At 69.8% G+C, this 25,540-nt stretch carries 22 protein-coding genes; 6 read left to right on the forward strand and 16 right to left on the reverse strand.

What is annotated here, in order from left to right:
* Positions 1-69 precede the first annotated feature (69 nt).
* A complete protein-coding gene (locus tag G7043_RS25455; protein ID WP_166049601.1) occupies positions 70-1,497 on the forward strand; it encodes an FAD-dependent oxidoreductase in 1,428 nt (475 codons plus the stop codon).
* A gap of 54 nt (positions 1,498-1,551) precedes the next feature.
* Here G7043_RS25455 and G7043_RS25460 read toward each other — a convergent pair whose 3' ends face one another.
* The gene (locus G7043_RS25460) at positions 1,552-2,763 is read right to left on the reverse strand and encodes an RNA-guided endonuclease InsQ/TnpB family protein (protein WP_166049603.1); all 1,212 of its coding nucleotides are present in this window, start codon (positions 2,761-2,763) and stop codon (positions 1,552-1,554) included.
* A 155-nt stretch (positions 2,764-2,918) separates the two neighbouring features.
* Here G7043_RS25460 and G7043_RS25465 point away from each other — a divergent pair, with 155 nt between their 5' ends.
* Positions 2,919-3,902, forward strand: coding sequence for an FkbO/Hyg5 family chorismatase (locus G7043_RS25465; protein ID WP_166049604.1), 984 nt, complete (start codon positions 2,919-2,921; stop codon positions 3,900-3,902).
* 114 nt (positions 3,903-4,016) lie between these two features.
* Here the strand turns inward: G7043_RS25465 and G7043_RS25470 are convergent, their stop codons facing one another.
* Positions 4,017-4,613: a TetR/AcrR family transcriptional regulator gene (locus G7043_RS25470; RefSeq protein WP_166049606.1), complete on the reverse strand. Its 597-nt coding sequence runs from the start codon at positions 4,611-4,613 to the stop codon at positions 4,017-4,019.
* Positions 4,614-4,686: 73 nt separating this feature from the next.
* Here G7043_RS25470 and G7043_RS25475 point away from each other — a divergent pair, with 73 nt between their 5' ends.
* The 3 genes from G7043_RS25475 to G7043_RS25485 all read left to right on the forward strand — a co-directional run bounded on the left by G7043_RS25475 (position 4,687) and on the right by G7043_RS25485 (position 7,534).
* Positions 4,687-5,535 carry an alpha/beta hydrolase gene (locus tag G7043_RS25475; RefSeq protein ID WP_166049609.1) on the forward strand — a complete coding sequence of 283 codons (849 nt, stop codon included), beginning with the start codon at positions 4,687-4,689 and terminating at the stop codon, positions 5,533-5,535.
* 388 nt (positions 5,536-5,923) lie between these two features.
* Entirely contained in the window at positions 5,924-6,289 is a 366-nt protein-coding gene (locus G7043_RS25480) for a hypothetical protein (protein ID WP_166049611.1), read from the forward strand.
* A 486-nt stretch (positions 6,290-6,775) separates the two neighbouring features.
* A complete protein-coding gene (locus G7043_RS25485) occupies positions 6,776-7,534 on the forward strand; it encodes a FadR/GntR family transcriptional regulator (protein ID WP_166049613.1) in 759 nt (252 codons plus the stop codon).
* A gap of 61 nt (positions 7,535-7,595) precedes the next feature.
* On the opposite strand, the gene G7043_RS25490 is transcribed toward G7043_RS25485, so the two are convergent.
* Genes G7043_RS25490 through G7043_RS25535 form a run of 10 tightly spaced genes read right to left on the reverse strand, consistent with a single transcriptional unit; the run spans position 7,596 to position 18,030 of the window.
* On the reverse strand, positions 7,596-7,862 hold the full coding sequence (locus G7043_RS25490; protein WP_166049616.1) for a helix-turn-helix domain-containing protein: 267 nt from the start codon (positions 7,860-7,862) through the stop codon (positions 7,596-7,598).
* Complete coding sequence (locus G7043_RS25495; protein ID WP_166049618.1) at positions 7,859-9,247, reverse strand: alkaline phosphatase family protein; 1,389 nt, start codon at positions 9,245-9,247, stop codon at positions 7,859-7,861. Before G7043_RS25495 ends, G7043_RS25490 begins: the two co-directional genes overlap by 4 nt.
* Positions 9,244-10,335, reverse strand: a complete 1,092-nt coding sequence (eboE, locus tag G7043_RS25500; RefSeq protein WP_166049620.1) for a metabolite traffic protein EboE — start codon at positions 10,333-10,335, stop codon at positions 9,244-9,246. The genes G7043_RS25495 and eboE overlap by 4 nt, the downstream gene beginning before the upstream one ends.
* Positions 10,332-11,186 carry a TatD family hydrolase gene (locus G7043_RS25505; protein ID WP_166049621.1) on the reverse strand — a complete coding sequence of 285 codons (855 nt, stop codon included), beginning with the start codon at positions 11,184-11,186 and terminating at the stop codon, positions 10,332-10,334. The genes eboE and G7043_RS25505 overlap by 4 nt, the downstream gene beginning before the upstream one ends.
* Positions 11,186-12,514: an EboA domain-containing protein gene (locus G7043_RS25510; protein WP_166049622.1), complete on the reverse strand. Its 1,329-nt coding sequence runs from the start codon at positions 12,512-12,514 to the stop codon at positions 11,186-11,188. Before G7043_RS25510 ends, G7043_RS25505 begins: the two co-directional genes overlap by 1 nt.
* Positions 12,511-13,290, reverse strand: a complete 780-nt coding sequence (locus G7043_RS25515; RefSeq protein ID WP_166050192.1) for an SCO3242 family prenyltransferase — start codon at positions 13,288-13,290, stop codon at positions 12,511-12,513. The genes G7043_RS25510 and G7043_RS25515 overlap by 4 nt, the downstream gene beginning before the upstream one ends.
* A 9-nt stretch (positions 13,291-13,299) precedes the next feature.
* On the reverse strand, positions 13,300-14,487 hold the full coding sequence (locus tag G7043_RS25520; protein WP_166049623.1) for a substrate-binding domain-containing protein: 1,188 nt from the start codon (positions 14,485-14,487) through the stop codon (positions 13,300-13,302).
* Between the two features lie 41 nt (positions 14,488-14,528).
* Positions 14,529-15,512: an ABC transporter permease gene (locus G7043_RS25525; protein WP_166049624.1), complete on the reverse strand. Its 984-nt coding sequence runs from the start codon at positions 15,510-15,512 to the stop codon at positions 14,529-14,531.
* The gene (locus G7043_RS25530; protein ID WP_166050194.1) at positions 15,509-16,462 is read right to left on the reverse strand and encodes an ABC transporter permease; all 954 of its coding nucleotides are present in this window, start codon (positions 16,460-16,462) and stop codon (positions 15,509-15,511) included. Before G7043_RS25530 ends, G7043_RS25525 begins: the two co-directional genes overlap by 4 nt.
* Before the next feature lie 53 nt (positions 16,463-16,515).
* On the reverse strand, positions 16,516-18,030 hold the full coding sequence (locus G7043_RS25535; RefSeq protein WP_166049625.1) for a sugar ABC transporter ATP-binding protein: 1,515 nt from the start codon (positions 18,028-18,030) through the stop codon (positions 16,516-16,518).
* Positions 18,031-18,151: 121 nt separating this feature from the next.
* On the opposite strand from G7043_RS25535, the gene G7043_RS25540 reads away from it, so the two are divergent.
* A complete protein-coding gene (locus G7043_RS25540; protein WP_166049626.1) occupies positions 18,152-19,327 on the forward strand; it encodes an ROK family transcriptional regulator in 1,176 nt (391 codons plus the stop codon).
* Positions 19,328-19,360: 33 nt separating this feature from the next.
* On the opposite strand, the gene G7043_RS25545 is transcribed toward G7043_RS25540, so the two are convergent.
* The 4 genes from G7043_RS25545 to G7043_RS25560 form a co-directional block, all read right to left on the reverse strand.
* Complete coding sequence (locus tag G7043_RS25545; RefSeq protein WP_166049627.1) at positions 19,361-20,377, reverse strand: polyprenyl synthetase family protein; 1,017 nt, start codon at positions 20,375-20,377, stop codon at positions 19,361-19,363.
* Positions 20,377-21,063 carry a hypothetical protein gene (locus tag G7043_RS25550; protein WP_166049628.1) on the reverse strand — a complete coding sequence of 229 codons (687 nt, stop codon included), beginning with the start codon at positions 21,061-21,063 and terminating at the stop codon, positions 20,377-20,379. Before G7043_RS25550 ends, G7043_RS25545 begins: the two co-directional genes overlap by 1 nt.
* A 61-nt stretch (positions 21,064-21,124) precedes the next feature.
* Positions 21,125-24,619, reverse strand: coding sequence for a ThuA domain-containing protein (locus G7043_RS25555; RefSeq protein ID WP_166049629.1), 3,495 nt, complete (start codon positions 24,617-24,619; stop codon positions 21,125-21,127).
* Positions 24,620-24,650: 31 nt separating this feature from the next.
* The gene (locus G7043_RS25560) at positions 24,651-25,502 is read right to left on the reverse strand and encodes a sugar phosphate isomerase/epimerase family protein (protein WP_166049630.1); all 852 of its coding nucleotides are present in this window, start codon (positions 25,500-25,502) and stop codon (positions 24,651-24,653) included.
* Between the last annotated feature and the right edge of the window lie 38 nt (positions 25,503-25,540).

Genomic DNA, 25,540 nt, shown 5'->3' on the forward strand with positions numbered 1-25,540 from the left:
CCGCCAATCCCATGGTGCCCGAATCTCGCTAACGTGAGACGAAACCGATCAACTTCAGGGGGAACGTCGATGGCATACGACGTGATCGTCGTCGGTGGCGGCCCGGCGGGCTCGACCGCGGCGACAGTGGTCGCGATGCGGGGACACCGGGTGCTGCTGCTGGAGAAGGAGACCTTTCCCAGGTACCAGATCGGCGAGTCCCTGCTGCCGTCCACGGTGCACGGTCTGTGCGGCTTGCTCGGCGTGGCGGACGAGGTGGAACGCGCGGGCTTCACGCTCAAGCGCGGAGGCACCTTCCGCTGGGGGAGCAACCCCGAACCGTGGCAGTTCAGCTTCGCCATGTCGCCTCGTGTGCCCGAACCGCAGTCGACGGCGTTCCAGGTGGAACGGTCGCGGTTCGACGAGATCCTGATGCGCAACGCCGCCGCGAACGGCGTGGAGGTGCGGGAGAACTGCGCGGTGCGCGAGGTTCTCGAGGACGGTGACCGCTGCACCGGAGTCCGCTACGTCGACGCCGACGGCACGACGCACACCGCACGCGCGCGCCACGTCGTGGACGCGTCCGGGAACACCAGCCGCATCCACCGCACGCTCGGCGACCGGATCCACTCCGACTTCTTCCGCAACCTCGCCGTCTTCGGCTACTTCGCCGGTGGCGCGCGACTCCCGGAACCCCAGCGCGGCAACATCTTCTGCGCCGCGTTCGACGCGGGCTGGCTCTGGTACATCCCACTGCGCGACAACCTGACCAGCGTGGGCGCCGTCGTGTCACCGGAGCTGAGGTCGCTGGTGCAGGGAGATCCGCGCGAGGCCTGGACGAACCTGATCGCCGCCTGCCCCGAGGTCGCCGCGAAGCTGGAGGGCGTGCCCACCTCGACCGAACCTCCGTACGACCAGGTCCGGGTGCGCAAGGACTACTCGTACTGGAAGGAGAAGTTCTGGGCCCCCGGCATGGTGCTCGTCGGTGACGCGGCCTGCTTCGTGGACCCGGTGCTCTCCTCGGGCGTGCACCTCGCCACCTACGGTGCGCTGCTGGCCGCCCGTTCGATCAACAGCTGCCTCGACGGCGAGCTGGCGGAGGAGACCGCGTTCGCCGAGTTCGAGAGCCGCTACCGCCACGAGTACTCGTTGTTCTACAAGTTCCTCATCTCCTTCTACGACATGCACCGCGACGAGGGGTCCTACTTCTGGTCCGCGAAGAAGCTGACCGAGGTGGACGCCGCGGAGACCGCGGCGTTCGCCGAGCTCGTGGGCGGGCTGGCTTCCGGTGACATGCTCGCCGAGCTCAGGACCGCAGCCGCCGACCTCGGCCGGAGCGTTGAGGAACTGGCGGTCGCGACCGACGGGACCAACCCGCTGTACTCCTCGCGCGTCGTCGGCGAGACGTTCCAGGAGGGCAGGAACCTCCAGGACGAGGCCCTGCACGGACCTGCGGCCGACCACCGCGGGAGCGGTCTCGTGGTGAGCAAGGACGGATTGAGCTGGGAGAGAAGTTGACTTCTCCCTGCCCTGAAGGACAGGGATTCCCACCCGCCGTGTGGGGGGTAGCGCTTACGCGCTGTGCCTCGCGGCGCGGGTTTCCTGTTTCACTGCCGATCGCGGAAGGGAGGGCCCTTGCCGTCTGACATCAGCTCCGCAGGCATCACCCGAGACAGTGCTCCCGGCTACGGCTCGACCAGCCGCAAGGATGTTCTTCGCCGCGTTGAGGTCCCGGTCGTGCCGGGTGCGGCAGCCCGGACACGTCCAGTGCCGGGCGGACAAAGCAAGCTCGGCGAGCACGTGCCCGCAGGCCGAACACGTCTTGCTGGAGGGGAACCAGCGGTCGATCACGACCAGCGTGCGACCGGCGCGGTCGCATTTGTACTCCAGCTGCCGCCGCAACTCGCCCCAGCCCGCGTCGGAGATGGCACGGGCGAGGTGGCGGTTGCGCACCATGCCCTTGACGTTGAGGTCCTCGATCGCGATCACGTCGGCCGAGCGCACCAGAGCTGTGGTGGTGCGGTGCAGGAAGTCCTGCCGGGCGTTGCGGACCTTGCGATGCGCGCGGGCGACCTTGGCCTTGGCTTTGCGGCGGTTGCCGCTGCCTCGCTGGCAACGGGCCATCCGTCTTTGGTAGCGGGCCAGGTTCCGCGCCTTGCGGACCAGATGCCGCGGGTTCGCGATCCGCTCACCGTCACTGGTCACCAGCAAGTCCGTGAGACCGAGGTCGACCCCAATGGCGTGCCCGGCAGACTCAGCCGGAGCAGGTGGTTCGGTGTCGACAGCGAACGTCACGTACCAGCGGCCGTCCGGCTCACGCGACACCACCACCATCGTCGGGTCCAGCGCGGCCAGATCCACGTCGCCGAAGGACCAGACGAACCGCAGCGGCGTGCTGGTCTTGGCCAGCGTCAGCACACCCTCGCGCATACGGAACGCCGAGCGGGTGTAGTGCGCGCTCTGCCGCCCGGTACGGGACTTGAACCTCGGCGCGCGGGCGCGCCCGGCGAAGAAGTTGCCGAACGCGGTGTGCTGGTGGCGCAGCGTCTGCTGCAACGGCACACAGGACACCTCCGACAGAAACGCGAACTCCTCGGTGCGTTTCCACTCGGTCAGCGCGGCATCAGTCTCCCGATACGACGTGCGGACACCCTCGGCGCGGTAGCGGCAGTTCCGCTCGGCGAGCGTTTTGTTCCACACCAGACGCACACACCCGAACGTGCGGTTCACCACCGCAGCCTGCTCGAGGGTCGGGTAAGCCCGGCACCTGTACGCCGTCCGCACGAACCACAACCTACCGGGAGCACCACGACGACCACGACGCCGGCCTGCATGCCTGCCCACCGCGTGCTTGGACCGCCCCGGCTGCGCCGGGACGCTCCTGGCGGAGTCCGGATTCGTCCCCGGTCTGAAGGCCAGGGCTTCCACCGGAGGCCATGGTGACCTGGTCCTCCTTCCAGACGGGACCTTTCTCCAGCTCTGCCGTGCTCGGCGCGGTGGTCTACGGTCCCCGCTGCCGGAACCCACACCTGGACCGCGGTTTCCCCGAGCTGACCGTGCACGCGGTGGCGGACTCCGCAGACGCCTTCACCGAGGTCTGGCACACCGATCGGCCGATCGAGCGCGGCGCGCTCGACGGTGTGGTGCACGCACACGACGGTGAGAGCCTTTTCTGCGCGGCCAGGATCGACTCTTCGGACGACTGCACGGAGGCGGTCCGGGCCGCCTACCTGACCGCCCTCGGCCTGACCAGGACGCTGGACTACCAGCGGATCTTCCGGATGTGGAACTTCGTCGAGAACATCAACGGCACGAACAGCGAGGGCCTGGAGGTCTACCGCGACTTCTGCCGGGGTCGGGCGCGGGCGTTCCACGAGTTCGGGTTCGCGGAGGAACAACTGCCTGCGGCCACCGGTGTGGGGGCACTCGGCGGTGGCATCGGTTTCTGCCTGCTGGCCGGCCGTTCCGCGCACCGCGTCACCATCGAGAACAGCCGCCAGCTGCCCGCCTACCGCTACCCGGAACGCTACGGCCCCTCCTCCCCCAGCTTCGCCCGCGCCACCCACGTGGCAGCGGCGGGCGGCGGGGCGTTCATCTACGTGTCCGGCACCGCCAGCGTGGTCGGACACGAGACCCTGCACCGCGGACAGATCACCGAGCAGTGCGGCGAGACGCTCGCCAACCTCGAACACCTGCTGAGCGCGGACAACCTGGCCCGGCACGGGCTGCGGCCGGGCAGGCGGCTCGAAGATCTGCGCAACATCAAGGTGTACGTCCGCCACCAGCAGGATCTCCTGACCGTGCGGGAGATCTGCGCGAAGGCGTTCAGCCCGGCCGCCGACATCGCGTTCCTCAACGTGGACCTCTGCCGCTCCGATCTGCTGGTCGAGATCGAGGGGATCGTCTTTCCGGGTGTGGCCTGATGAGATCACGCGCGTTCGGAGCCGGGTCAGCGCGGCGAGGTGTCCTTCGTCCGGCCAGGGCCGCGGTAGCGACCGGCGCTTCGAACAGACGGTGGGCCCCGGTCAGATCCATCGTCAGTTCCTGGACGGGTGGGGACCTCCGCTTGGCTCCCCGCCCATGCCGAGGATCAGCGCGACCGCGTCCTGCGAGCACGCGCCCGGCGTCAGCACCTCCTGCAGCAGCAGGCCGCGGATTGCGGCGATGACGACGGTGGCCCTGGTCAGCGCTTCCCCGGCGCTGAGCCCTTCGCGCTCCGCCAGCGAGGCCAGCATCCTGGTGAGGTCGTCCAGCGACGAGATGAACTCGCCGAAGTCGTCCGGTCTGTACGCGGCCAGCCCCACGACGTGGAAGAACCCGCGGGTGCGCGACAGCTGCTCCGGGCGGGTGTAGGCCCGCCAGATCGCCAGGACGAGGTCGTCGAAGGTCCCCTGCTCAGCGGTCCTGAACAGCGCCTCGTTGTCGCGGGCCCGCTGTGCCCCGAGCATGGCCGCCAGGACGCCCGTGAGCGACCCGAAGTGGTACCGCAGGAGCGCGTGGCTGGTCTCGGTCCGGGCCGCGATCTCGCGGAGTGAGGTCTCCGGTGGCGGAAGGCCGTCCTCGAAGACGTCGAGGAGACGCGCCAGGAGGCGCTCGCGTGCATCGCCGTTGCGTGCAGTGCTTGACAGGGCCACTCCCGTAGTTTATCCATTGGAAAGCGGATTTATCCATTGGAAAACTTGTGGGACGTGTTGTGAAGGACCTCCGATGAGCACCATGTGGCACGGCTGCCTCGCCGACACCGACTACTTCGAGCTGCGTTCCAGCGGTGGGCACGACTACGGCGTATGGGTCACCTCGCCGCCGCGCTACGACCCCACCACAGCGCAGGTGCCCGTCGTGTACGTGCTCGACGGCAACTGGGCGGTGGGCCTGACGGCCCCGCTCATCGTCACCCAGCAGGACCCCATGCAGAAGATCAAGCCGTACGTCCAGGTCAGCGTCGGCTACGCGGGCGAGGAAGCGGAGCACTGGGCGAGACTGCGCAACAGGGACCTCGTGCCACCCGGCGAGCCCGTCGCCCAGGAGTTCCTCGACGCCGTGGAGATGGGAGTGCGGGCGGGCGCGATGACCCGCGAGCAAGCCGACGCCTATCTCGACGAACTGCGTGACACCCGGGGCGACGCGTTCCTGAGCTTCCTCACCGACGAACTGCACCCCCGGATCGAACGCGACTACGGCACTGCCACGAGTGGTCACGGCCTTTTCGGCTACTCCTACGGCGGACTCTTCAGCCTCTACGCCTGGCTCACCGGCACCACGCTCTTCGACAGCATCGGAGCAGGCAGCCCCGGTGTCACCAGCGAGGGCAGCCGGATCTTCGCTCAGATCCAGGAACTGGGCGACCAGCCCGCCAAGCTCCACCTGACCTTCAACGACCGGGAGATCCTCGGGACCGTGCCCGTCTACCAGAACCTCACGAAGAACGCGGCCACCGTCCTGCACCGCCTCACCTCCCGCGGCGCGGCCGTCACCAGCGAGGTGCTGCGCGAAACGCACGTGACCGGCCTGCAGGCCTCGTTCCTCAGCTACCTCAGGACCTGCCGCGCCCTGTGACCGCGCAGCTCGGCCTCCCGCACCGGGTGGACCGCCCACATCGCTTTCCGCGAAGGACTGCTGTCCGTCATGCCCGTCGGGTTCTCCCTGTTCGACCAAGAATCCCGACTCGACAGCACTGTCCACTTGAGCCACTGCACGCCTCCGGCGCGGTCGCGCAAATTGACGAAATGCCGAGTGAACCACCCGCAGCAGACAGTGCCACCAGTTGGTCGCAATTTCCCTTGCCCCGCAACTGTTCCTGTTTGTCCGTGCGAGCCGGCGGAAACCCGGCCGTCGCAGCGGATCACCTTCCGCCAGATCCGCGGCATTCCGTCCAGTAGCGAGCAGAGAGGTACATCTGTTGCGAGCCAACAAGTCCTTCAGGCATCTCGCCCTCGCAGGTGCCATGGCCGCGTTGACGGGGTCACTCGTCGCGCACCCACCGGCATCGGCGGCTGAGACCGCCGCCGCACCCTGTGTGCAGAAGGTGGCCGTGGTGAACAACGCGGGCTTCGTCTTGTCGTTCCGCGTCACGACCCGCTCCGGAGGGCTCTCGCCCGAGACCGACAACTACCCGATCAACCAATGGCGAGTCGTCGACCTCACCGCGACCGAACTGCCAGAAGGCTCCGACGTGCGTCCCCTCGTACAGGCCGTCGGCGGAACCAGCCAGACCGGCAACACATTCGTCTCGTACTGCCGCAACGGCCAGACGGCAACCTACACCGCTAGCGGTGCCACCCTGGACTACACCGTCGTTCTCATCAACTGACCACTGCAGCAACGAAGTGCGCCGACGAACTGAGGACTCGAGTGGTCCGCTGTAGCGGGGAGTCGGATCCGAAGTCGGCGATCCGCCGGCTGGGAGTTCGCCGCGACCCTGCGGCGGTCGTGAAGCTCGTGGTACAGCTTCACGACCGCTTCGGGGTCGATGCGCGGGGCGAAGGACCACTGGTGCAGGTAGCGGGTCGGGTCGTTGACCAACCGGAACGACGACCAGCTCGGGTTGGCCAACCCCCGCTTCCCTGGTGAAGGTGGCGTCGGCGGCGAACCCGGCGGGACAATCCCAGGCGCAGGCGCCACTGCGAGTCCTGCCTCGGAACAGCCGCGCGAAGTCGACGTCACGAAATGAGCCCGCTTATCCACGTGCTGAAACGACATTTGAGCGCATGTTTTCCAGCTTTGACTCCTCGTTCTATGGATTGCCCCGCTCGTCCGATGCGTCTGTACCCTCTTTGACAGATGCAAAGTCGTACTCATGACGAGGAGTCCCTCGGTGGACGCTGATGCCGCTTACGCACCGCCCACCTCCTACCGTCCGGGCTACGAGCTGGTGGCGGAGCGGATCCTGCAGCTCATCGCGGAGCTGGAGCTGCGTCCCGGCGATCGCATGCCGACCGAGAACGAGCTCGCGGGGCGGATGGGGACCAGCCGGACCGTGGTGCGGGAGGCGGTGAAGATCCTCTCCGCGCTCGGCAGGATGCGCGCGCACAAGGGGCGCGGGCTTTACGTGGCCGACGACGAGGGCATGCTGGGTTCCTCCCGGTGGGGTGGCTTCTTCATGCCCACCGACCTCGACCACGTCTACATGCTCTTCGAGTTCCGCCGGGTCCAGGAGACCGCGGCCGCCAGGATCGCGGCCACCCGCGCGACTCCGGCCGAGTTGCGCGCCATCGAGGTTGCCGCCGAGCTGTGCCGGGAAGGGCACGTCACCGGGCAGGCGGCGTTGTTCGACCGCGGCGACGACGACTTCCACCTGGGCATCGCGGCCGCCTCGCACAACCAGTTCCTCCTCGCGGCGGTACGCGAGGCGCGCCGCTTGCAGCGCCAGTCCAACGTCATCGGGCTGAACGGCGCGGTCGGCAGTCACACCGCGGAGGCGGTGGAGGAGCACGCCGCGATCTACCGGGCCATCCGGGACGGGGACGAGGACGCTGCTGCCGCAGCCGCCGCCGTGCACGTCGACAGGACCCTCGAGGACTACCGGCAGGAGATCCAGCGCCGCGTGTTCGGCTGACCGTCCATTCAGGACTGTCTGGGTGACGGCAGCCTGCAACGGGACGTCAGCCGCGCCTCGTTCACCCCGGACCGAGCCACTCCAGCTCGGCGGCGAGCACGCCGAGCTGGAACCGCGACTGAACGCCGAGCAGCAACTGCAGGCGGGCGACGCGCCGGTGCAGGGTGCGCAGGCTGACACCGAGCTCGCGGGCGATCGCGCGGTCGGTCGCGCCCGTTTGCATGAGCCTCAGCAGGCGCTGGGTTGCCGCCGTGGGTTCCTTGCCCACGACCGCGGAGTAATCGCAATTCGGGTGCACCATGGTGACCTCGGTCAAGGGACTGGTCATCGGCTGAGCTCCACCGCGGGAATCCCCTGCAGTTCGAGCAGGAGAGTGCGGACTTCGGTCGCGGTGATCCGGCCGGTGCGCTCGACCGACCGCGGTACCACCGGATCCGAGCACAAGAGCACCGGCCCGTCCGCCGCCCGGTCGGGCAGCCTGCCGTGCGTGCCGCGCACGCACGACGGGTCCAGCGGCACGACGTTCATCGTGTATCTCAGCCCGAGCTTCTTGCGGGCCAGGTTCAACCCGGCTCTGGCCTTGACGAGCGGGTCGGCCGGGTCGAAGAACAGCTCGGCGGGGTCGTAGCCGGGTTTGCGGTGGATGTCCACACCACGCGCGAAGTCCGGCGCGCGGTGGTCGTCGGTCCAGTAGTAGTAGGTGAACCATGCGTCCGGCTCGGCCACCGCCACCAGTTCACCCGACCGCTCGTGATCCAGCCCGACGGACGCCTGCGCGTCCCGGCCGTACAGCACGTCGACGCCCGGAAGGTCCGCGAGGACCGCTCTCGTCCTCGGGAGATCGGCCGGATCGGCGACGTACACGTGCGCGATCTGGTGGTCGGCCACCGCGAACGCCCGTGACGTCCACGGATCCAGGTACTCCATGCCCGCCTGTGCGTAGACCTCGAGCAGGCCTGCGGCTCGCAACGCCCGGTTGATGTCGACCGGGCGGCGTGCGTCGGTGATGCCGTACTCCGACAACGCCACGATGGTGGCGTCCGACGCGTCGGCCAGCAGAGGCGCCAGCGCCCGGTCCACGTCCGCCGCCGCCTTGACCGCCTGCGGTGAGGACGGTCCGAACCGCTGCAGGTCGTAGTCCAGATGTGGCACGTAGACCAGCAACAGGTCAGGCCGCCTTTCGGCGAGGACCTTCCGCGCGGCACCGATGATCCACTCGCTCGACGCCAGTGCCGCCGTGGGGCCCCAGTACTGGAAGAGCGGGAACTCGCCCAGAGCTCCGACGAGTTCGTCGTGCAGGCCGGGTGGGCGGACGTAGCAGTCCGGCGACTTGCGCCCGTCCGCGTGGTAGATCGGCCGAGGGGTCACGGTGATGTCGGTCGAGGCTCCCATCGCGTACCACCAGCAGATGTTGGCGGCGGTGTAGCCGGGATGGGCGCGACGCGCCGTCTCCCAGAGCTTCTCCCCACCGACGAGGCGGTTGTGCTGACGCCACAGGTGAATCTCGCCCAGGTCGCGGAAGTACCAGCCGTTGCCCACGATCCCGTGCTGTGCCGGGGTGAGGCCGGTGAGCAGCGTGGCCTGCGCGCTGCACGTCACGGCGGGCAGCACCGTGCCGAGCTCCGCCTGCCAGCCCAGCCGCGAGAGATTGGGCATGTGTTCGAGGAGCGCCGGGGTCATGCCCACGACGTTGAGGACCACCAACGGTTTCACGCCACCACCCCCGTCCGCAGGTGCTGCGTCGCCCAGCGCAGTTCCGCCGCGATGCCGTCGGCGAGATCGCCCGCACCCGGCAGCACGGTCCAGGTGTAGGTCTCCACTTCGACGTGGGTGCCGGGGTCCACCGCCGCCACCGCGGCCACGAGCACGTCGGTGGTCGACGTGAGCGGTGCGGGCGGAACAGCGTGCAGCGGCACGTGGAAGTGCACGCGCCACGGGTGCTCGGCGGGCAGGGTCTCGAACGCCTCCGGCAGGTCGTCCGCCGCCAGGACACCGCCTGGGGCGTTCTCCCGGACCTGGTGCAGGTAGCGGGGCTCGCTGTACTCCGCTACCGCTCGCCTGCCCTCAGGTGTACCGGGTTCTGCTACCTCCAGTGCCGCCGACGCCTGCACCTTGACCACGTCCAGGCCCGCCCGGCGGATTGACGCGACCGTCTCGGCCGGATCGGCGAACGACACCGCGAGGTGGCAGGTGTCCAGGCAGATCCCGATGTGGTCGGGATCGACCCGGCCGGCCAGCCACTCGACCGCGTCGGAGACGGTGTCCAGCACACAACCCGGCTCCGGCTCCACGGCCAGCCTGATCGGTCTGCCGTGCCGGCGGGTCTCGGCGCGCAGGGACAGGGTCAGCTCGGTGAGAGCCTCCGCGGCACGGTCGTCGTCGCGGCCGGTCCACGGCTCCCGCCAGGCCAGCGGCAGGGTCGAGATGCTGCCGTAGGACGCGGAATCGGGCAGCAGATCAGCCAGCACGGCCGCACAGTCCACTGTGTACTGGAGGCGGCGGGGATCGGTCCACGTCGGGAAGTACACCGCGTGCTTGACCACCTCGTCGTGGAAGTCGCCGTACGGGAACGCGTTGAGCGTCGAGACGGTGAGCCCTCTGCTCGCCAGCTCCGCGCGGAAGTGCTGCCGTGCGGTGCCGTCCTCCGCGAGTCCTCGTGCGACCAGCGCGGGCAGCCACAGTCCCAGTGCAAGCGTGTCCGCCTCCAGCGCCTCCCGCACCCGGACCGCGTACCGGTCGAGCTGGGCCAGGATGCCCGCGAGGTCGGGAGCGGGGTGGACGTTGGTGCAGTAGGCGATCACCGTTCACCCCGCAGCACCGAGCTGCCGGTGGCCGCGTCGACCGCGCCCGCCGCCACCGGTTCGAGCGCCAGCCTGCCGCTCTGGCCGTAGAACTCGACCGGGTTGCGCCACAACACGGTGTCCACTTCGGACTCACCGAACCCGGCGTCCAGCATCGCCAACCCGGTCTTGCGGGTCTTCAGCGGATCGGACCGGCCCCAGTCTGCGGCGGAGTTGACCAGCATCCGCTCGGTGCCGTACTCGGCGAGCAGCGCCACCATCCGCGCCTCGTCCATCTTGGTGTCCGGGTAGACGGAGAACCCCATCCAGCAGCCCGCGTCCGCCACCATCGCGACGGTGGTCTCGTTGAGGTGGTCGACCAGGACGCGGTGCGGCGCCAGGCCCGACTCGCGGACCACGTCCAGCGTTCGCTTCGTGCCCTCCTGCTTGTCCCGGTGCGGTGTGTGCACGAGGACCGGCAGGTCGTGCCGCAGCGCGAGTTCCAGCTGGCGCGCGAACGCGTCGTCCTCCTCCGGCGTCATCGAGTCGTACCCGACCTCGCCGACCGCGACCACACCGTCCTTGGCCAGGTAGCGCGGCAGGACGTCCAGCACCTCGGCGCACCGGGGGTCGTTGGCCTCCTTGGGGTTCAGGGCGAGCGCGCAGTGGTGGGCGATGCCGAACTGGGCGGCGCGGAACCGCTCCCATCCGAGCAGGCTGTCGAAGTAGTCGACGAACGACCCGACGTTCGTCCGGGGCTGGCCGAGCCAGAACGCGGGCTCGACCAGCGCTCGCACGCCGGCGTCGCGCATGGCCTCGTAGTCGTCGGTCGTGCGGGACGTCATGTGGATGTGCGGGTCGAAGATGCGCATCAAGAAGCCTTTCCGAGCAGGGCGAGAGCGTCGGCGGGAACCGGACGGCCGGCCGCGCGGCGTTCGTCGGCGAACGCGGCCACCATGCGCAGCAGCTCCGCGTCGGAGTGCCGGTCGAGACCGTCGACCACGGTCAGCGGGATGCCCATGAACAGGCACTTGAGCACACCGTGCCGCCACGCGTGCCTGCCGAGGTGCCGGGTGGCGAACGGGCCGAGCGCCGCCGCGACCAGGTCGGTCTCGTTGCTGCGCAAGGCGTCCTCGACCAACGCGACCCCGGCTGCCGGAGCACGGTCCCCCATCTCGGCCAGCCCGCGCAGGACACCTCGCCGTTCCGCGGAGGTGCCGTACCGGTAGAGCCTCGTGAAGCCGTCGACCGGATCGTCGGACACGTCGGCGAACGCGGTGAGCAGGCGGACCCGTGCGGCGTCCTGTCCTGCTCCCACCGCCCTTCCCGCCGCGGGGAAGAGGGTGTCGATCACGCCGGGGTCGGCGCGGACCGCCCGTTCCGCGTCGGCCAGCCACTGCGCCGCGCGCAGCGCTCGCAGTGCCCGCGCCGCCACGTCCGGTGCGGCGTGGCTGTGCCGGGGCAGCTCCACCGCGGCGACGCCGGTGTAGCCGATGCCGGTCAGTGCGGCGAGCGTGGCGGGCAGGTCCAGCTGTCCCTCACCGAACTCCAGGTGTTCGTGCACGCCCGGCAGCATGTCGTCGAGCTGCACGTTGACGAGCAGCTCGCCCGCCTGCCTGATGCACGCCGCCGCGTCCTGCGGTTCGACCGCGACGCAGTGCCCGACGTCGAGGGTGATCCTCAGCTCCTCCGGGTTCCCGAGCTCGGTCCGCAGCCGCAGTGCCTGGTCGAGCCACTGCACGACCATGCCCGGCTCCGGCTCCAGTCCCAGCGGGACTCCCGGCCCGCTCTCCAGCACCTCGGCGACACCCGACCTCAGGTGGTCCCAGTCGTCCGCCGATCCCACTCCGGACCAGAACGACACGCAGTCCGCGCCGAGGTCCAGCGCGATCTGCTTGGCGCGCACCAGGAAATCGACCCGCACCGCCTGGTCCTCACTCACCAGCGTGGGGTGGTGCTTGCGACGCGGATCGAGCAGGTACCGCGCGCCGGTCTCCACGACGACGCGCAGTCCCAGTTCGTGCAGGCGCGCGGCAACCCGCTCGGTCTGCTTGACGACGTCGTCGGCGAACGGGTCCAGGTGGTGGTGATCGAGGGTGAGCGCCACCGCCGTGTAGCCGAGATCGGCGATCAGGGCGAGCGCGTCGTCGAGCCGGTGGTTGGCGAACCCGTTGGTGCCGTAGCCGAGGTGGAACGTCATGTGGGACTCACCTTCCTGCTCAGCGCCTGGGCGAGCGGCAGCACCAGCGGCAGCGCGGCACCGTGCTCGGCCAGCGCGGATTGGAGCAGCACCATGCCGTGGACGCCCTCCTTCGTCGCGGCGCGGACGGACTCGGCCGACGGCTGCCGGACCACCTGCCACTGCGCACGTCCCACCGTGACCGCGTAGCCCAGCGCCGCCGCGATCCCGGTGAACCGCCGGCTGGAGGCGCCTGCCGCGACCGCGGTCAGCACCGTGCCCGCCAGCACTGCTTTCGCCGTGCCGGATGACGTGCCGTGCACCTCGCCTCGCGACAACACCGTCACACCGAGGGTGTGCGCGGCCATCAGTCCGGCGGGCAGGACGGCCCTGCCACCCAGCAGGACGTCGAACGCCCGGCAGGCGGCCATGGCGAACGGCCCGGCGGGCGTGGCCTTCAGCACGGTGTCGTAGGCCCACACCGCCGAAGCCAGCGGCAGTGCGTTGCGACCGGCCGCCGCGGCGAGGCCGACGCCGAGCGCGGTCAGTCCGGCTGCGGTGGCCAGCGCCGCGTCCGGGCTGATCCGGCCGGACGGGATCGGTCGTTCCGGCCGTTCGACCGCGTCCAGGTCGCGGTCGGCCCAGTCGTTGAGCGCCATTCCCGCCCAGTACAACGACACGGACGCCAGCGGAAGCAACAAGCCCTTTCCCCGCAACGGTTTCCCTGCACCGACCAGCGTGTCGCCCAGCACCGTGAGCGCCGCCGGTGCCCGCACCAGGTCCACGTACGCCTTCAGCATCGGAGGCTACTTCCAGGGCGCCGGGTAGCCGGGCATGCCCTCGCAGCCGCACATGGCGTAGTGCAGCGGCGGCATGTCCTGCTTGATGAAGTCCTTCAGGGTGTCCTGGGTGACCTTCGGCTGCGGCAGCACCCATTCCCGCGGCACCTGCTTGCCGCCGAGGACGCGCAGGGCGGCGATGACCGGGGTGCGCCACTGGTAGGTCGGATAGGTCGGGGCGACCGCCGTCATCTTCTCGTCGGCCCACATCCGCAGGAAGTCCTGCTGGTCCTCGCCCACGAACGGCGGGATCGCCGCGCCGGCGTCCTGGAACGCCTCCACGGCCGCGACCGCGGTCGCACCCGCGTCCATCCAGACGCCGTCGATCTTGCCTTCGCGCTGGATGTACTCGTTGACGATGCTCTTGGTCTTGGCCGCGTCGCCGTTGGTGAACTCCACTCCGACGACCTTCACCTGGCTGCCGGAGAAGATCTGGTCGGCCGCCGCCCAGCGCTGTTCCAGGACATCCACTCCCGGCAGGATGCGCAGTGCGAGGACCTTGCCGCCTGGCGCCACCTTCTCCTTGAGGAACTCGGCGCCGTCCGCGCCGAACGCGAACCCGCCGATCGGGTGGATGAACGTCACCGGGCAGCTGGTCTTGACACCGCGGTCGAAGACGATCACGGGCACGCCCGTCGCGCAGGCGGCCTCGACGGCCGGGGTGAGCGTCGCGGTCGTGTTCGGCGAGACGATCAACGCGCTGCATCCCTGCGACGCGAGCGACTGGATGTCGCTGATCTGCTTGTCGTCCTTGGCCTCCGCGTCGAGCACGGTGAACTTGGTGATCTCCGGGTGCAGCTTCACCTCCTCCTTCATGGTCTTGAACCCGACCTGCCGCCACGGGTTGTCCACCGAGGCGTTGGAGAAGCAGAGGTGGTAGCCGCCACCGGGCTTGGCGTACTTGGCCGTGTCGACCAGCTGCGGTTCGAGCATCTGTTCCCAGGGCTTCGCGGCACCGTCCTGCGAGTCCAGCCCGACCGCCTTCGCCGTGCGGAACCGAAGCTGGCGCTCGAACTCGGACTGGTCGAAGAACTCCGACTTCGCCTTGGCGGACTCGGAGTTGCCGCCGGGGGCCTGCGTGGTGGGAAGGTCGCTGGAACAGCCGGCCAGCGTGAGAGCGCCCGCCAAGGCCGCGGCGGACCATTTCCTGTTCATTGAGCTGCTCCTCGGCTTCGTCGACGGGGTACAGGCAGAGTTCAGGCGGTGTCGGGAACGGGCCGGCGCAGGATCTGCCGAAGACCGGCTCCGTGAGCGGCGTAGGCCACGGCCGCGATGATGATCACGCCCTGCACGGCGGACTCGAGCGCGCCCGAGACGCCCAGCAGGTTCAACAGGGAGAAGAGCGCTTCGAGCGACAGCGCGCCCGCGGCAGCGGCGACCACCGAACCGCGGCCACCGCCGAGCAGGACACCGCCGAGCACCACCGCGGTGATGGCACGGAACTCCAGGCCCTCACCGACCTGCGCCGACACTCCCGCGAACCCGGCGAGCAGGATCGCGGCGACCGACGCGAGCAGCGCCGACAGCACGAACGCGAGCAGGCGCAGCCGATCCACCCGGCCGCCCGCGAGCCGGACCACGTTCTCGTTGTCCCCCACCGCGAGCAGCATGCGTCCGGTTCCGCTGCGCATGAACCACACCGCCACGACGACCACGACCAGCAGCACGATCACCGACCACGGCACCTGGCCGAGGACCGGCACGTCGGCACTGCCCCGGCCGAGGACGCGGAACGACGGGGACAGGGCACCGCGCGGTGCTCCGCCCGACCACAGGAACACCGCGCCGTCGAGCACCAGCAGCATCCCCAGGGTCACGATGAACGACGGCACCAGCAGTTTCGTCGTGATCAGCCCGTTGACCAGGCCGACGAGGACTCCGCAGCCCAGCAGCAGCGCGATCACCCACCAGGTGTTCGCGTCATCACCGTCGACCAGTCGGGCGGCGACCACCACCTCGGCCGTGACCAGCGAGCCGACGGAGAGGTCGAACCCACCGGAGACGATCACGAAGTACTGACCGACGGCCAGCACCACGAGGGGCGCCGCGCGTTTGAGCAGCGCGAGGTAGCCACTGGGCTCGGCGTACGCGGGACCGGCGAACGCCAGTACCACCAACAGGATCAGCAGCACGACCAGCACGGGCCCGGTGCCGTCGGCCAGGCGTGGCCGCGCCCTCATGCCGACCGCCCCGCAGTCCTGCTGCGGGCGTACAGCGCCACCGCCACGATGAGCACGACGCCGCGCACGACGTCCTTGAAGAAGGAGTCCATCGCGAGGTCGTCGAAGATCGTGTCCAATGTGGACAGGATCAGCACACCGCCGATGGTGCCGGCCACACCACCGCGTCCACCCGCGAGGGCCGTGCCGCCGAGCACGACCGCGGCGATCGACTCCAGGTCGTACCCGGCGTCGGTACCGACGTACGGGGCACCCGAACCCAGCCGGCCGGCCAGGAACACCCCGGCGAGGCCGGCCATGACCGCGCACAGCACGTGCGCGGTGACGATCGTCCGCCCGGTGCGCACGCCGGACAGCCGGGCCACGTCGACATCCCCGCCGACCGCGTACATGTGATAGCCGGCGCGGGTGCGCCGCAGATACCACCACGCCGCCGCCGCGAGCAGCAACATCAGCAGCGCCGCCACCGGAACCGGCCCGATCCGGTCGTAGCCGATGTGCTGGAACGCGCGCGGCACGCTGCCCGCCGGGCCGGTGTAGTTGTGCTCCAGGTAGCCGCGCAGCACCAGCGCGACGCCCAGCGTGGCGATGAACGCGTTGGCCTTCAGCACGGTGATCACCAGTCCGTTGACCAGCCCGACCGCCGCCGCGACCACCAGCGCCGCCAGCACGCCGGGCACGATCATCGCCGGGCTTCCCGCCATCGTCTCGGCGGCCACCAGCGAGCACAGGCCGATCAGGTAGGCCACGGACAGGTCGAGGGAACCGGTGACGATCACCAGCGTCTGTCCGATCGCGACCAGTCCGAGCACTGTGCCGCGCGTCAGGATGTTGAGGATGCCGCCGTGATCGAGGAGCACGCCTCCCTGGACGCCCACCAGCACACTGCCGACCACCAGCAGCACGGCCAGCGCGAGGTACACGACCAAAACCGGGGTGATCACGAACATTCTCGCCCGCGCCGGCGCCTCGCTGCGCCGACGGACCTGCTCGCGCACGGCGCTCACGCCGCCGCTCCGTGCCCGGTGGCCAGTGCCATCACGGTTTCCTCGTCGGCACCGGCGGGCAGTTCACCCGCCAGAGCTCCTTCGCGCATGACGAGGATCCGGTCGCTCATGCCGATCAGCTCGGGCAACTCCGAGGAGATCATGATGATCGCCATTCCGTCGTCCGCCAGTTCGCGCAGCAACCGGTACAGGGCCTGCTTCGCGCCGACGTCGACGCCGCGGGTCGGCTCGTCCACGATCAGCACGCGCGGCCGCACGGCGAGCCACTTGCCCAGCACCACCTTCTGCTGGTTGCCGCCGGAGAGGTAGCGCACCTCCTGATGCGGCGAGCGCGCGACGACGGCGACCGACCCCAGCAGCCGCGCCAGGTCGGCGTCGTGCCGTGCCTCCGCGCCGCGGCAAGCCGCACGCCGGACGAGCAAGGTGTTGTCCCGCACCGACTGCCGCAGCGCCAGGCCTTCGCCCTTGCGGTCCTCGGTGACGTACCCGATGCCCTTGCGGACGGCTGTGCGCGGACCGGTGACGCGGGTCGGCACGCCGTCGAGTTCCACGGTTCCGGTCGTGAACGGCTCGACGCCCCAGATCGCCCGGGCGACCGCGGAACGACCGGAGCCCTGCAACCCGGCGAGGCCCACGACCTCCCCTGCCCGCACGTCGAACGTCAAGTTCCGCACCCGCTCGTTTCCCGCTCCCCGCAACGCGATCCGCACCGCACCGGGGTGGCTCGCGCGTTCGGGGTACAGCGCCTCCAGCGGACGGCCGACCATGTGCCGCACGACCTGTTCGGCGTCCAGGTCGGCGGTCGGCGCACAGGTGACGAACGCACCGTCCTTCAACACCGTTATCCGTGAGCTGAGGTCGAACACCTCACGCATCCGGTGCGACACGTAGAGAATCGCGATCCCACGATCCCGAAGTCTGCGCACCAGGCCGTACAGCAGCTCGATCTCGTTGTCCGCCAACGCCGCGGTGGGCTCGTCCATCGCGAGGACCCTGGCGTCCGCCGACAACGCCTTGACGATCTCCACCACCTGCTTGCGGGCCACGGACAACCGGGCCACCGAGGTGCCGGGCTCGATGCCGTCCTCTCCCAGCCAGTCGAGCAGCCGCCGGGTCTCCGTCTCCATCGCGCGCCGGTCCACCTGACCGCGCCGCACCGGTTCCCGGCCCAGGAAGACGTTCTCGGCCACCGTGCGGTGCTCGAGCAGGGTGAACTCCTGGTGGATGATCACGATGCCCGACGCCTGCGCATCGCGCGGCGCGGCGAACGAGACCTCCTCGTCCCGCACCACGATCCGTCCGGCGTCCGGCCGGTGCACTCCGGCCAGCACCTTCAGCAGCGTCGACTTGCCCGCGCCGTTCTCCCCCACCAACGCGTGCACCTCGCCCGCGTGCAACGAGAGATCGACGCCGCGCAGCACCGGTATGCCGAAGAAGCTCTTCTCGATGCCTTCCAGCCGCACGACGGCCACGGGGTGTTCCGCCCCCGGTGTTCCGTGGGTCACAGCCATGAGGCGAACGTAGGGCGGCTATTGGCGACTGTCAATCAAAAGTTGGCACTTATCTGCCAGAGAACACATGTCTTACGGATGAACGTCACCATTACTCGGTGTTCCCTGGTTCACTGGGCCCGTGCCGGACGTACCTTGGGCTCCTGCGGCTTCTCCTGGGCAGCTGCTGCGGCTGCTGCTCGACGGAGTGCCGCGCACACGTGCCGAACTGGCGAGCCAGACAGGCCTGACCCGCGCCGCGGTCCGAACCAGGCTGGACGCACTGCAGGACGCGGGTTTCCTCACCGACCGCGGCATCAGGGTGTCGACCGGCGGCAGACCCGCGGGCCGGCTGGCGTTCAACGCGGCCGCCCGTTCCGTCCTCGCCGCCGACGTCGGCGCCACGCACGCGACCGTCGCCGTGACCGACCTCGCCGGCGGCCCGCTGGCCGTGCGCCGGCTCGGCCTCGACATCGCCGACGGGCCGGAGCCGGTGCTGGCGCGCCTGGCCGAGACCTGGAGGGAACTGGTCAGGGAGGCCGGCGTGTCCTCCGTGTCGTCGGCCGGTGTCGGCATCGGCCTGCCCGGCCCGGTCGAACACTCGTCGGGCAAGCCCAACCACCCGCCGATCATGCCCGCCTGGGACGGTTTCGACGTGCCGGCGCACGTCCGCGCCGAGTTCGACGTGCCCGTGCTGGTGGACAACGAGGTCAACCTCATGGCGCTGGGCGAGCACGCGCACTCCTTCCCCTGCACCGACCACATGATCGTCGTGAAGGTGGCGACCGGGATCGGCTCGGGTTTCATCAGCAACGGCGTCCTGCACCGCGGCGCGGTCGGCGCGGCGGGCGACCTCGGCCACATCCAGGCACCTGGCAGCGACGACGCCCCCTGCAGCTGTGGCAACACCGGATGCCTGGAGGCCGTCGCCAGCGGCTCCGCGATCGCGGCCCGGTTGCGCGCCAAGGGGGTGGAGGCCCACACGAGCGCCGACGTCGTCGCCCTGGTCCGCGCGGGCAACGTCGAAGCCGGCCAGGCGATCCGGCAGGCCGGCCGCACCATCGGCGAGGTGCTCGCCGCCTGCGTCAGCATGGTCAACCCCTCGCTGATCGTCGTCGGCGGCGACCTCGCCGCTGCGGGTGAGATGCTGCTGGCCGGAGTGCGGGAGGCGGTCTACCGCCGTTCGCTGCCACTGGCCACGGAGAACCTGCGCATCGTGCCGTCCCGTGCGGGCGAGGTGGCAGGCGTGCTCGGGGCGGCGGCCATGGTGGTCCACCACGTCCTGTCACCCAGCGTCGTGGACCAGCAACTGGGCTGAAGGTCGGTGAAGCCGCGTTCGGCGCGAGCTGGTTCAGCGGTCCCTGCTCGTGACCAGCCGGGCCAGACCGCGCAGATCCAGGACGGCGTCCGGACGCGGATCCGCTCGATCCAGGCAGCCGAACGCCAGCCGCACGCGGCGGTCAGCCTCGGCCTCCGCCCACGCCCGGCCGCCCGCTTCCGCGACGAGCTCGGCGATGCGCGGCACGTTCTCGTCCTCACCGCGGTCCTCCAGGTAGATCCGTCCGAGCCGGCGCCCCACCGGGGAGTCCGCAGCGAGTGCCGCCACGACGGGCAGGGTTCTCCTGCGGGCCCTGATGTCGGAGTGGGCCGGTTTGCCGGTCCTCGCCGGGTCGCCCCAGATGCCGAGGACGTCGTCGACCAGCTGGAAGGCGACGCCGAGGTGCACCCCGAACCACCGGCAGTGGTCAGCGGCGGCAGGGTCGGCTCCGGCCGCGAGAGCACCGAGGCGGCAGGCCGCCCCCATCAGGGCACCGGTCTTCCTCGCCGCGGTGGCGAGGCACTGCTCGACGTCCACCGACGTCGCGGTCTCGGCCGCCACGTCGGCCGACTGCCCTTCGCACAGGTCGACGAGCACGTCGGCGAGTACACCCGTCAGGGACGGCGGCACCCGGCGCAGCGCGAGTCCCACCAGGACGTCCCCGGCGAGGATCGCCGCCGTGGTCCCGAACGCCACCCACGCCGAGGGACGGTGCCGCCGCGTTTCGTCGCCGTCCATCACGTCGTCGTGCAGGAGCGAGAAGTCGTGGATCAGCTCCACCGCCGTCGCGGCCGCGATCACGTCCGGCGGCACGGGTCCGTCGGCGAACGCGCGGGCACAGGCGAGGGTGAGAGCGGGCCGCAGCGCCTTGCCGCCCGACGGTGAGGGTCTGCCGTCCACGTCCCACCACCCGATGTGGTAGCCGGCGACGCGACGCAGCGCCGGACCGAGCTCGTCGATCGTGGCGCGGTGCACGGGCTCGATCAGTGTGCGCGCGTCGACCAGGAGGCGGACGGCATCGGTCGCCGGCCGGACGACATGACCAGCCATCACCGTCCCTCCGGCGCGCCGTCGGGTGCGATCACGCCGGCGTCGCCGCCGGTGGAGAGCTGGACGTGCACGTGTCCCCTCCCCGCCTCGATGTTGATCACGTCGAGCTGGACCGCGGCCACCGACCACGTGCGCAGTGCCAGCGTGCGCTGCTCACCCGCCAGCGCCAGGAGAGTGCTCCTGACCGGCTCGGCCACCCCGACTGCCGTGTCGAACGCCCTGACCGCCGCGGCGAGCTGTTGCACGGCCGTGCGCAGGCCAGCGCGCGCCACGTTGATCCCGTTGCCGGCCGAGGGCGTTTGCTCGTACGACTTCTCCGCCGCCGAGAGGACGTCCTTCCACCCGTTCACCACCTCCGGGGTGAGCCCGGACTTCGGTGCCGACCCGTCGACGGGAGCCGCCTGCGCCATGGCCGCGAGCACCGGAGCCAGGCTGTCTCTGGTGCCCTTGGCCTGGTCGGTCAGCGGGCCGAGCTGCGCGGCGTCCCGTGCGGCGTCCTCGCGTTCCAGTTCCGCGATCCGCCGCTGGGTCGCGTCCGGCCCGTTCCCCGAGGTGATCAGGAACGCGACCGCCAGCCCGAGCAGGAAAGCGGTGAGGAAACCGGCCCACACCCGTCCTTTCGCCCTGGGCGGCGGGGTGGCCCAGGCAGCGGCCTTGGTCGCGCGCGACCGAACGGTCCTGCTCATCGTTCCTCCTCGACGGGGAAACCGGTCAGCGGCAGGGATCGGCCGCTGACCGGCTCCTGGGCTACCGGAAGGTCCACCTCTGGTTGGTCCCGCCGTGGCAGGTCCAGATGATGAGCTGGGTGCCGTCCGCCGTGCCGGCTCCGTTGGCGTCCAGGCACTTCGTGCCGTTGCGGATCGAGCCGTCGGACTGGGCGGTCCAGTTCTGCCCGGACGCGCCGTTGCACGACCACAACCGAACGATCGCGCCGTCGGTCTGACTGTTGCCGGTGACGTCGAGGCACTTGTCGAGCGACCGCAGCGTGGTGCCGTTCTGCGTCCACTTCTGGTTGTTGCCACCGTTGCAGGTCCACAGCTGGACCTTGGCGCCGTCGGTGGAGCTGGCTCCGTTGACGTCGACGCACTTGCCGCCGGCGCCGACGATCTCCTTCGCGGAGCCACCGCCGGGCTGTCCCGCGCCCGGCCCGACGTAGGTGATCGAGTCGAGGTCGAAGCTGGTCGACGACGACGTCTTGAACACCGCGAACAGCTCGACGGTGCCGGTCGGCGCGGTCACGTTCACCGCGGGCGTGCTGACGTAGGTGTCCGCGCCACCGGTGCTGGTGACCGGCGATGACGCGATGAGCGTGCCGGTCGGTGAACCGGCGCGCAGTTCGATCGTCCCTCCTCCACCCGGCGGAGAGGACACCCGGAACGAGACCTGGTTGATGCCGGTGAAGTTGACCGGCTTGAACGAGATCCAGTCGTTGTTGCCGATGTCGCCGACCTTCGCGCCCGACTCGGCGCCCGCCTGCGACACGATGGTCACGCCGGACGAGCCGTTGAAGAACTCGGCCTGCTTCTGCTTGGGCTGCAGGACGACCTGGGCGCTGCCGGTCAGGGGCGGCACCCCGTTCGCGCCGTTGTCGGTGTACTCGGCCGAGCCGATGACGTGCACGTTGAGCCCCTGGTGCCCGGAGTCGACGGTGGTCGGCAGCGTTCCCGAACAGCCGGTCATCGGCGAGCCGATCGGGTGCTTGTGCGAGTCGTGGCCCATGTTCGACTGAACGCTCACCTTGGTGCAGTCGATCGTGCCGTCCTCCTGGTCGGTCACGGACAACGTGTACGGGATCGGGTCACCGAAGTTGATCATGCCGCCGTCGACCGGACCGGTGAACCGCACGATCGGCTCGGTGTTGCCCACGCTCACGGTCACGTTCGCGGTACCGATCTTGCCGGCCGAGTTGGTGACGGTGAGCTGGGCGGTGAACTTCCCGCTCGTGGTGTAGGTGTGCGTGGGGTTCGGCTCCGTGGACGTGCCGCCGTCGCCGAACGTCCACCGGTAGGTCAGCGGAAGACCACCGGGGTCGTTGGAACCGGCGCTGGAGAAGCGCACCGTCAACGGCGACGGGCCGGTCAGGGGACTGCCGGACGCCTGCGCCACCGGAAGTCGTTCGCCGGTGGTCCTGTAGTCGATGCGCCACAACCCGGCGCCGGGCAGCGGTTTGTTGTCCTCCCAGCCCGTGCCCCAGGTCAGCAGGTACATCGAGCCGTCGGGACCGAACTTGGCGTCCATCGGCGAGGCGAAGGACATGTTCGACAGGAAGTTGTTGACTTTCAGCAGGTTTCCGGACGAGTCCGTCCGGAACTCCCACATGCGGTTGCGGGACCACTCGCCGAAGAACGGCGTCTGGTCGAAGTAGGCGGGGAACTTCGTCGTCGACGGGTTGCTCGCGTTGTACTGGTAGGCGGGGAACGCCATCGGCGCCTCGCCGCCGCTGCTCGGACCCATCTCCGGGAAGGCGTTGCCGTTCGCGCCGTTGCCGTACCAGAGGTCCGCGCCCCGCGACGCGGGCAGAGTCGTCAGGCCGGTGTTGTTGGGCGAGTTGTTCGCCGGCGAGCCGCAGTTGAACTTCGGGCCGGACGTGTTGTTGGCGAAGTTCCAGTCGTTGTAGGCGATGTTGTTCGCCACGCAGTACGGCCAGCCGTAGTTGCCCGGCGACTTGATCACGTTCCACTCCACGAGTCCCGCCGGCCCGCGGTTCGGGTTGTCGCCGCCCGCGTCCGGGCCGTAGTCGGCCGCGTAGATCACGCCGGTGGTCGGGTGCACGCTGAACCGGAACACGTTGCGGAAGCCCATCGCGTAGATCTCCGGACGCGTTCTGGCCGTGCCAGGCGCGAACATGTTGCCCGCCGGGACGGTGTAGGTGCCGTCGGGTTCCGGGTGGATGCGCAGGATCTTGCCGCGCAGGTCGTTGGTGTTGGCGGCAGTGCCCTGCGCGTCGTACAGCGAGCGACCGGTGCGTTCGTCGATCGGCGCGTAGCCGCCGGAATCACCGTTGGGGTTGATGTCGTCGCCGACGCTGATGTAGAGGTTGCCGTTCGGCCCGAAGTTCAGCTGGCCGCCGGTGTGCCCCGGCTCCTCACGCCGGGAGGCGGGCAGGGTGAGCAGGACCTTCTCGCTCGCCATGTCCATCCTGTCGCCGTTCATGGTGAAGCGCGAGATCCTGGCGATCTCCTGGCTCCCCGCCGGGGAGTAGTTCAGGTAGACCCATCTGTTGGTGGCGAACGCCGGGTCGAGCGCCATGCCGACCAGGCCGTCCTCCGAGTTCTGTCCCTGGCCGTAGACGCTGAGCGTGCCCGCGACGACCGTCGTCCTGGTGTCCGGCTTGTAGATCTTCAGGTTGCCGTTGTACTCGTTGAAGAACACCCGGCCGTCGGGAGCGACGTCGAGCGTGCTCGGCGCGATGGTGGAGTTGTCGAGCTGCACCTTCTGGAAGCTGCTCCACACCGTGGGACCGCAGTCCGCACCCACGATGCCGCCCGCGGTCTCCACGCCACCGGTGATGTGCTGGCGGAACAGGGGTTCGGAGTAGCTCGAGGCGTTGTGTCCCATGCCGGTGGCCCACACCCGGCCGCCCTCGAAGTTGCGGCACCACGAGATCGGGTGGTCGAAGCCCATCTTCTGCGGGCCCGCGTCGTAGGTCGACTCGTCCGCCGTGACCAGCACGTGCACGTCGCCGCGTGCGGAGCGGTTGAAGTTGTACCACTCCTCCGTGCGCGTCCACCGGTCCGGCAGGCTCGCGCCCGACGGGTGCTTGCGGTCGGCGACCTTGGCGGTGCCGGACACGATCGACGAGTGCTGGGTCATGGTCATGCCGAGCATCTGGTCCCACCACGGGAACTGCTGCTCGATGTTCATGTCCGTGGCGTTGTGGATCGCCACCACGCCCCCGCCCCTGCGCACGTAGTTCTGCATCGCGGTGCGCTGCGCGGCGGTGTCCCACACCATGCCCGACGTCTGCAGCATCACGATCACGCTGTACGTGGCGAGCGTGGTGTCGTTGAAGACCGACGCGTCCTCGGTCTTGGTCATCTCCCAGCCGCGTTGGGCGGCCAGCTGCTCCATCATCGTGATGCCCGCCGGGATGGAGTCGTGCCGGTACGCCCCGGCGGCGGTCTTGGTGAACAGCAGGACGTGCAGGCCGTGGGCCTGTGCCGGGGTGATCGGCGTGACGAGCCCCATCACCACCAGAGCACCGGCCAACACCACCAGTAGTCGCTTGAGTCTGCGTTGCATTGCCACTCCTCCGGGGTGGTGACGCGGTCGGCTAACGGGTGAGAGCGGCGGCGGCAGCGTGCAGGAAGGCCAGGCCTTCGACGGCAAGGGCGTCCGGGGAGTCGGCCAGCGGCCGCCAGATCGAGGCGGCGGTCGCGATGGCGGCGTTGTCCGGCGTGAACGACTCGATGCACAACGGACCGCGGTAGCCGGCATCGCCCAGGGCGCCCAGCAGCGCGGGCCAGTCCTGGTGATCGCGCCCCGGCGTACCGCGGTCGTTGGCGCACACCTGAACGTGTGCGATACGTGCGCCGGCGGCGAGAACCGCCTTCACCGGCGCCGCTTCCTCGATGTTGAGGTGGTAGGTGTCGAGCGCCAGCCCGCATCCCTCGGCAGGTAGCCCGTCCAGCGCCTCCAGCGCTTGGTCCACGGTGTTCAGCAGGCTCGTCTCGTACCGGTTCAGCGGCTCCACGGCGATGCGGACACCGCGCTGCGCCGCGTACTCGACGACGGGGCGGAGGTTCGCGCGCAGCTCGCGGTACACCCGCGGCCGGTCGTCGATGCGCCAGGTGCGGCCGACCGAGCTGTACGCGGGGCCCGCCGCGACCGGGCTGCCGACGATCGCCGCGACGTCCACGACCCGCCGCAGGTAGTCCTGGGTCTCCGCGACCGTGTCTGCCGCGACCAGCTCACGGCCCGGCGGCATGACGAGACAGACGGTGGCTCTGAGGTTCAACTCGGCCAGCAGGTCGGCGGCGCGGCGCGGGTCCCAGTCGCCCGGCTGCTCCACCGGCAGTTCGATGACGTCGAACCCCCACTCGCGAACCTTCGGCGCGAGTGTGGCCAACCCGTCATCGGTGAGCGGTGACGTCCAAACCCATGTGTTGACGCCGATGTCCCACATGCAGGTGAACGTAAGCCCGACCATATGGCACGGTCAAT

The sequence above is a fragment of the Lentzea alba genome (assembly GCF_011067745.1).
Lineage (GTDB): Bacteria > Actinomycetota > Actinomycetes > Mycobacteriales > Pseudonocardiaceae > Lentzea > Lentzea alba.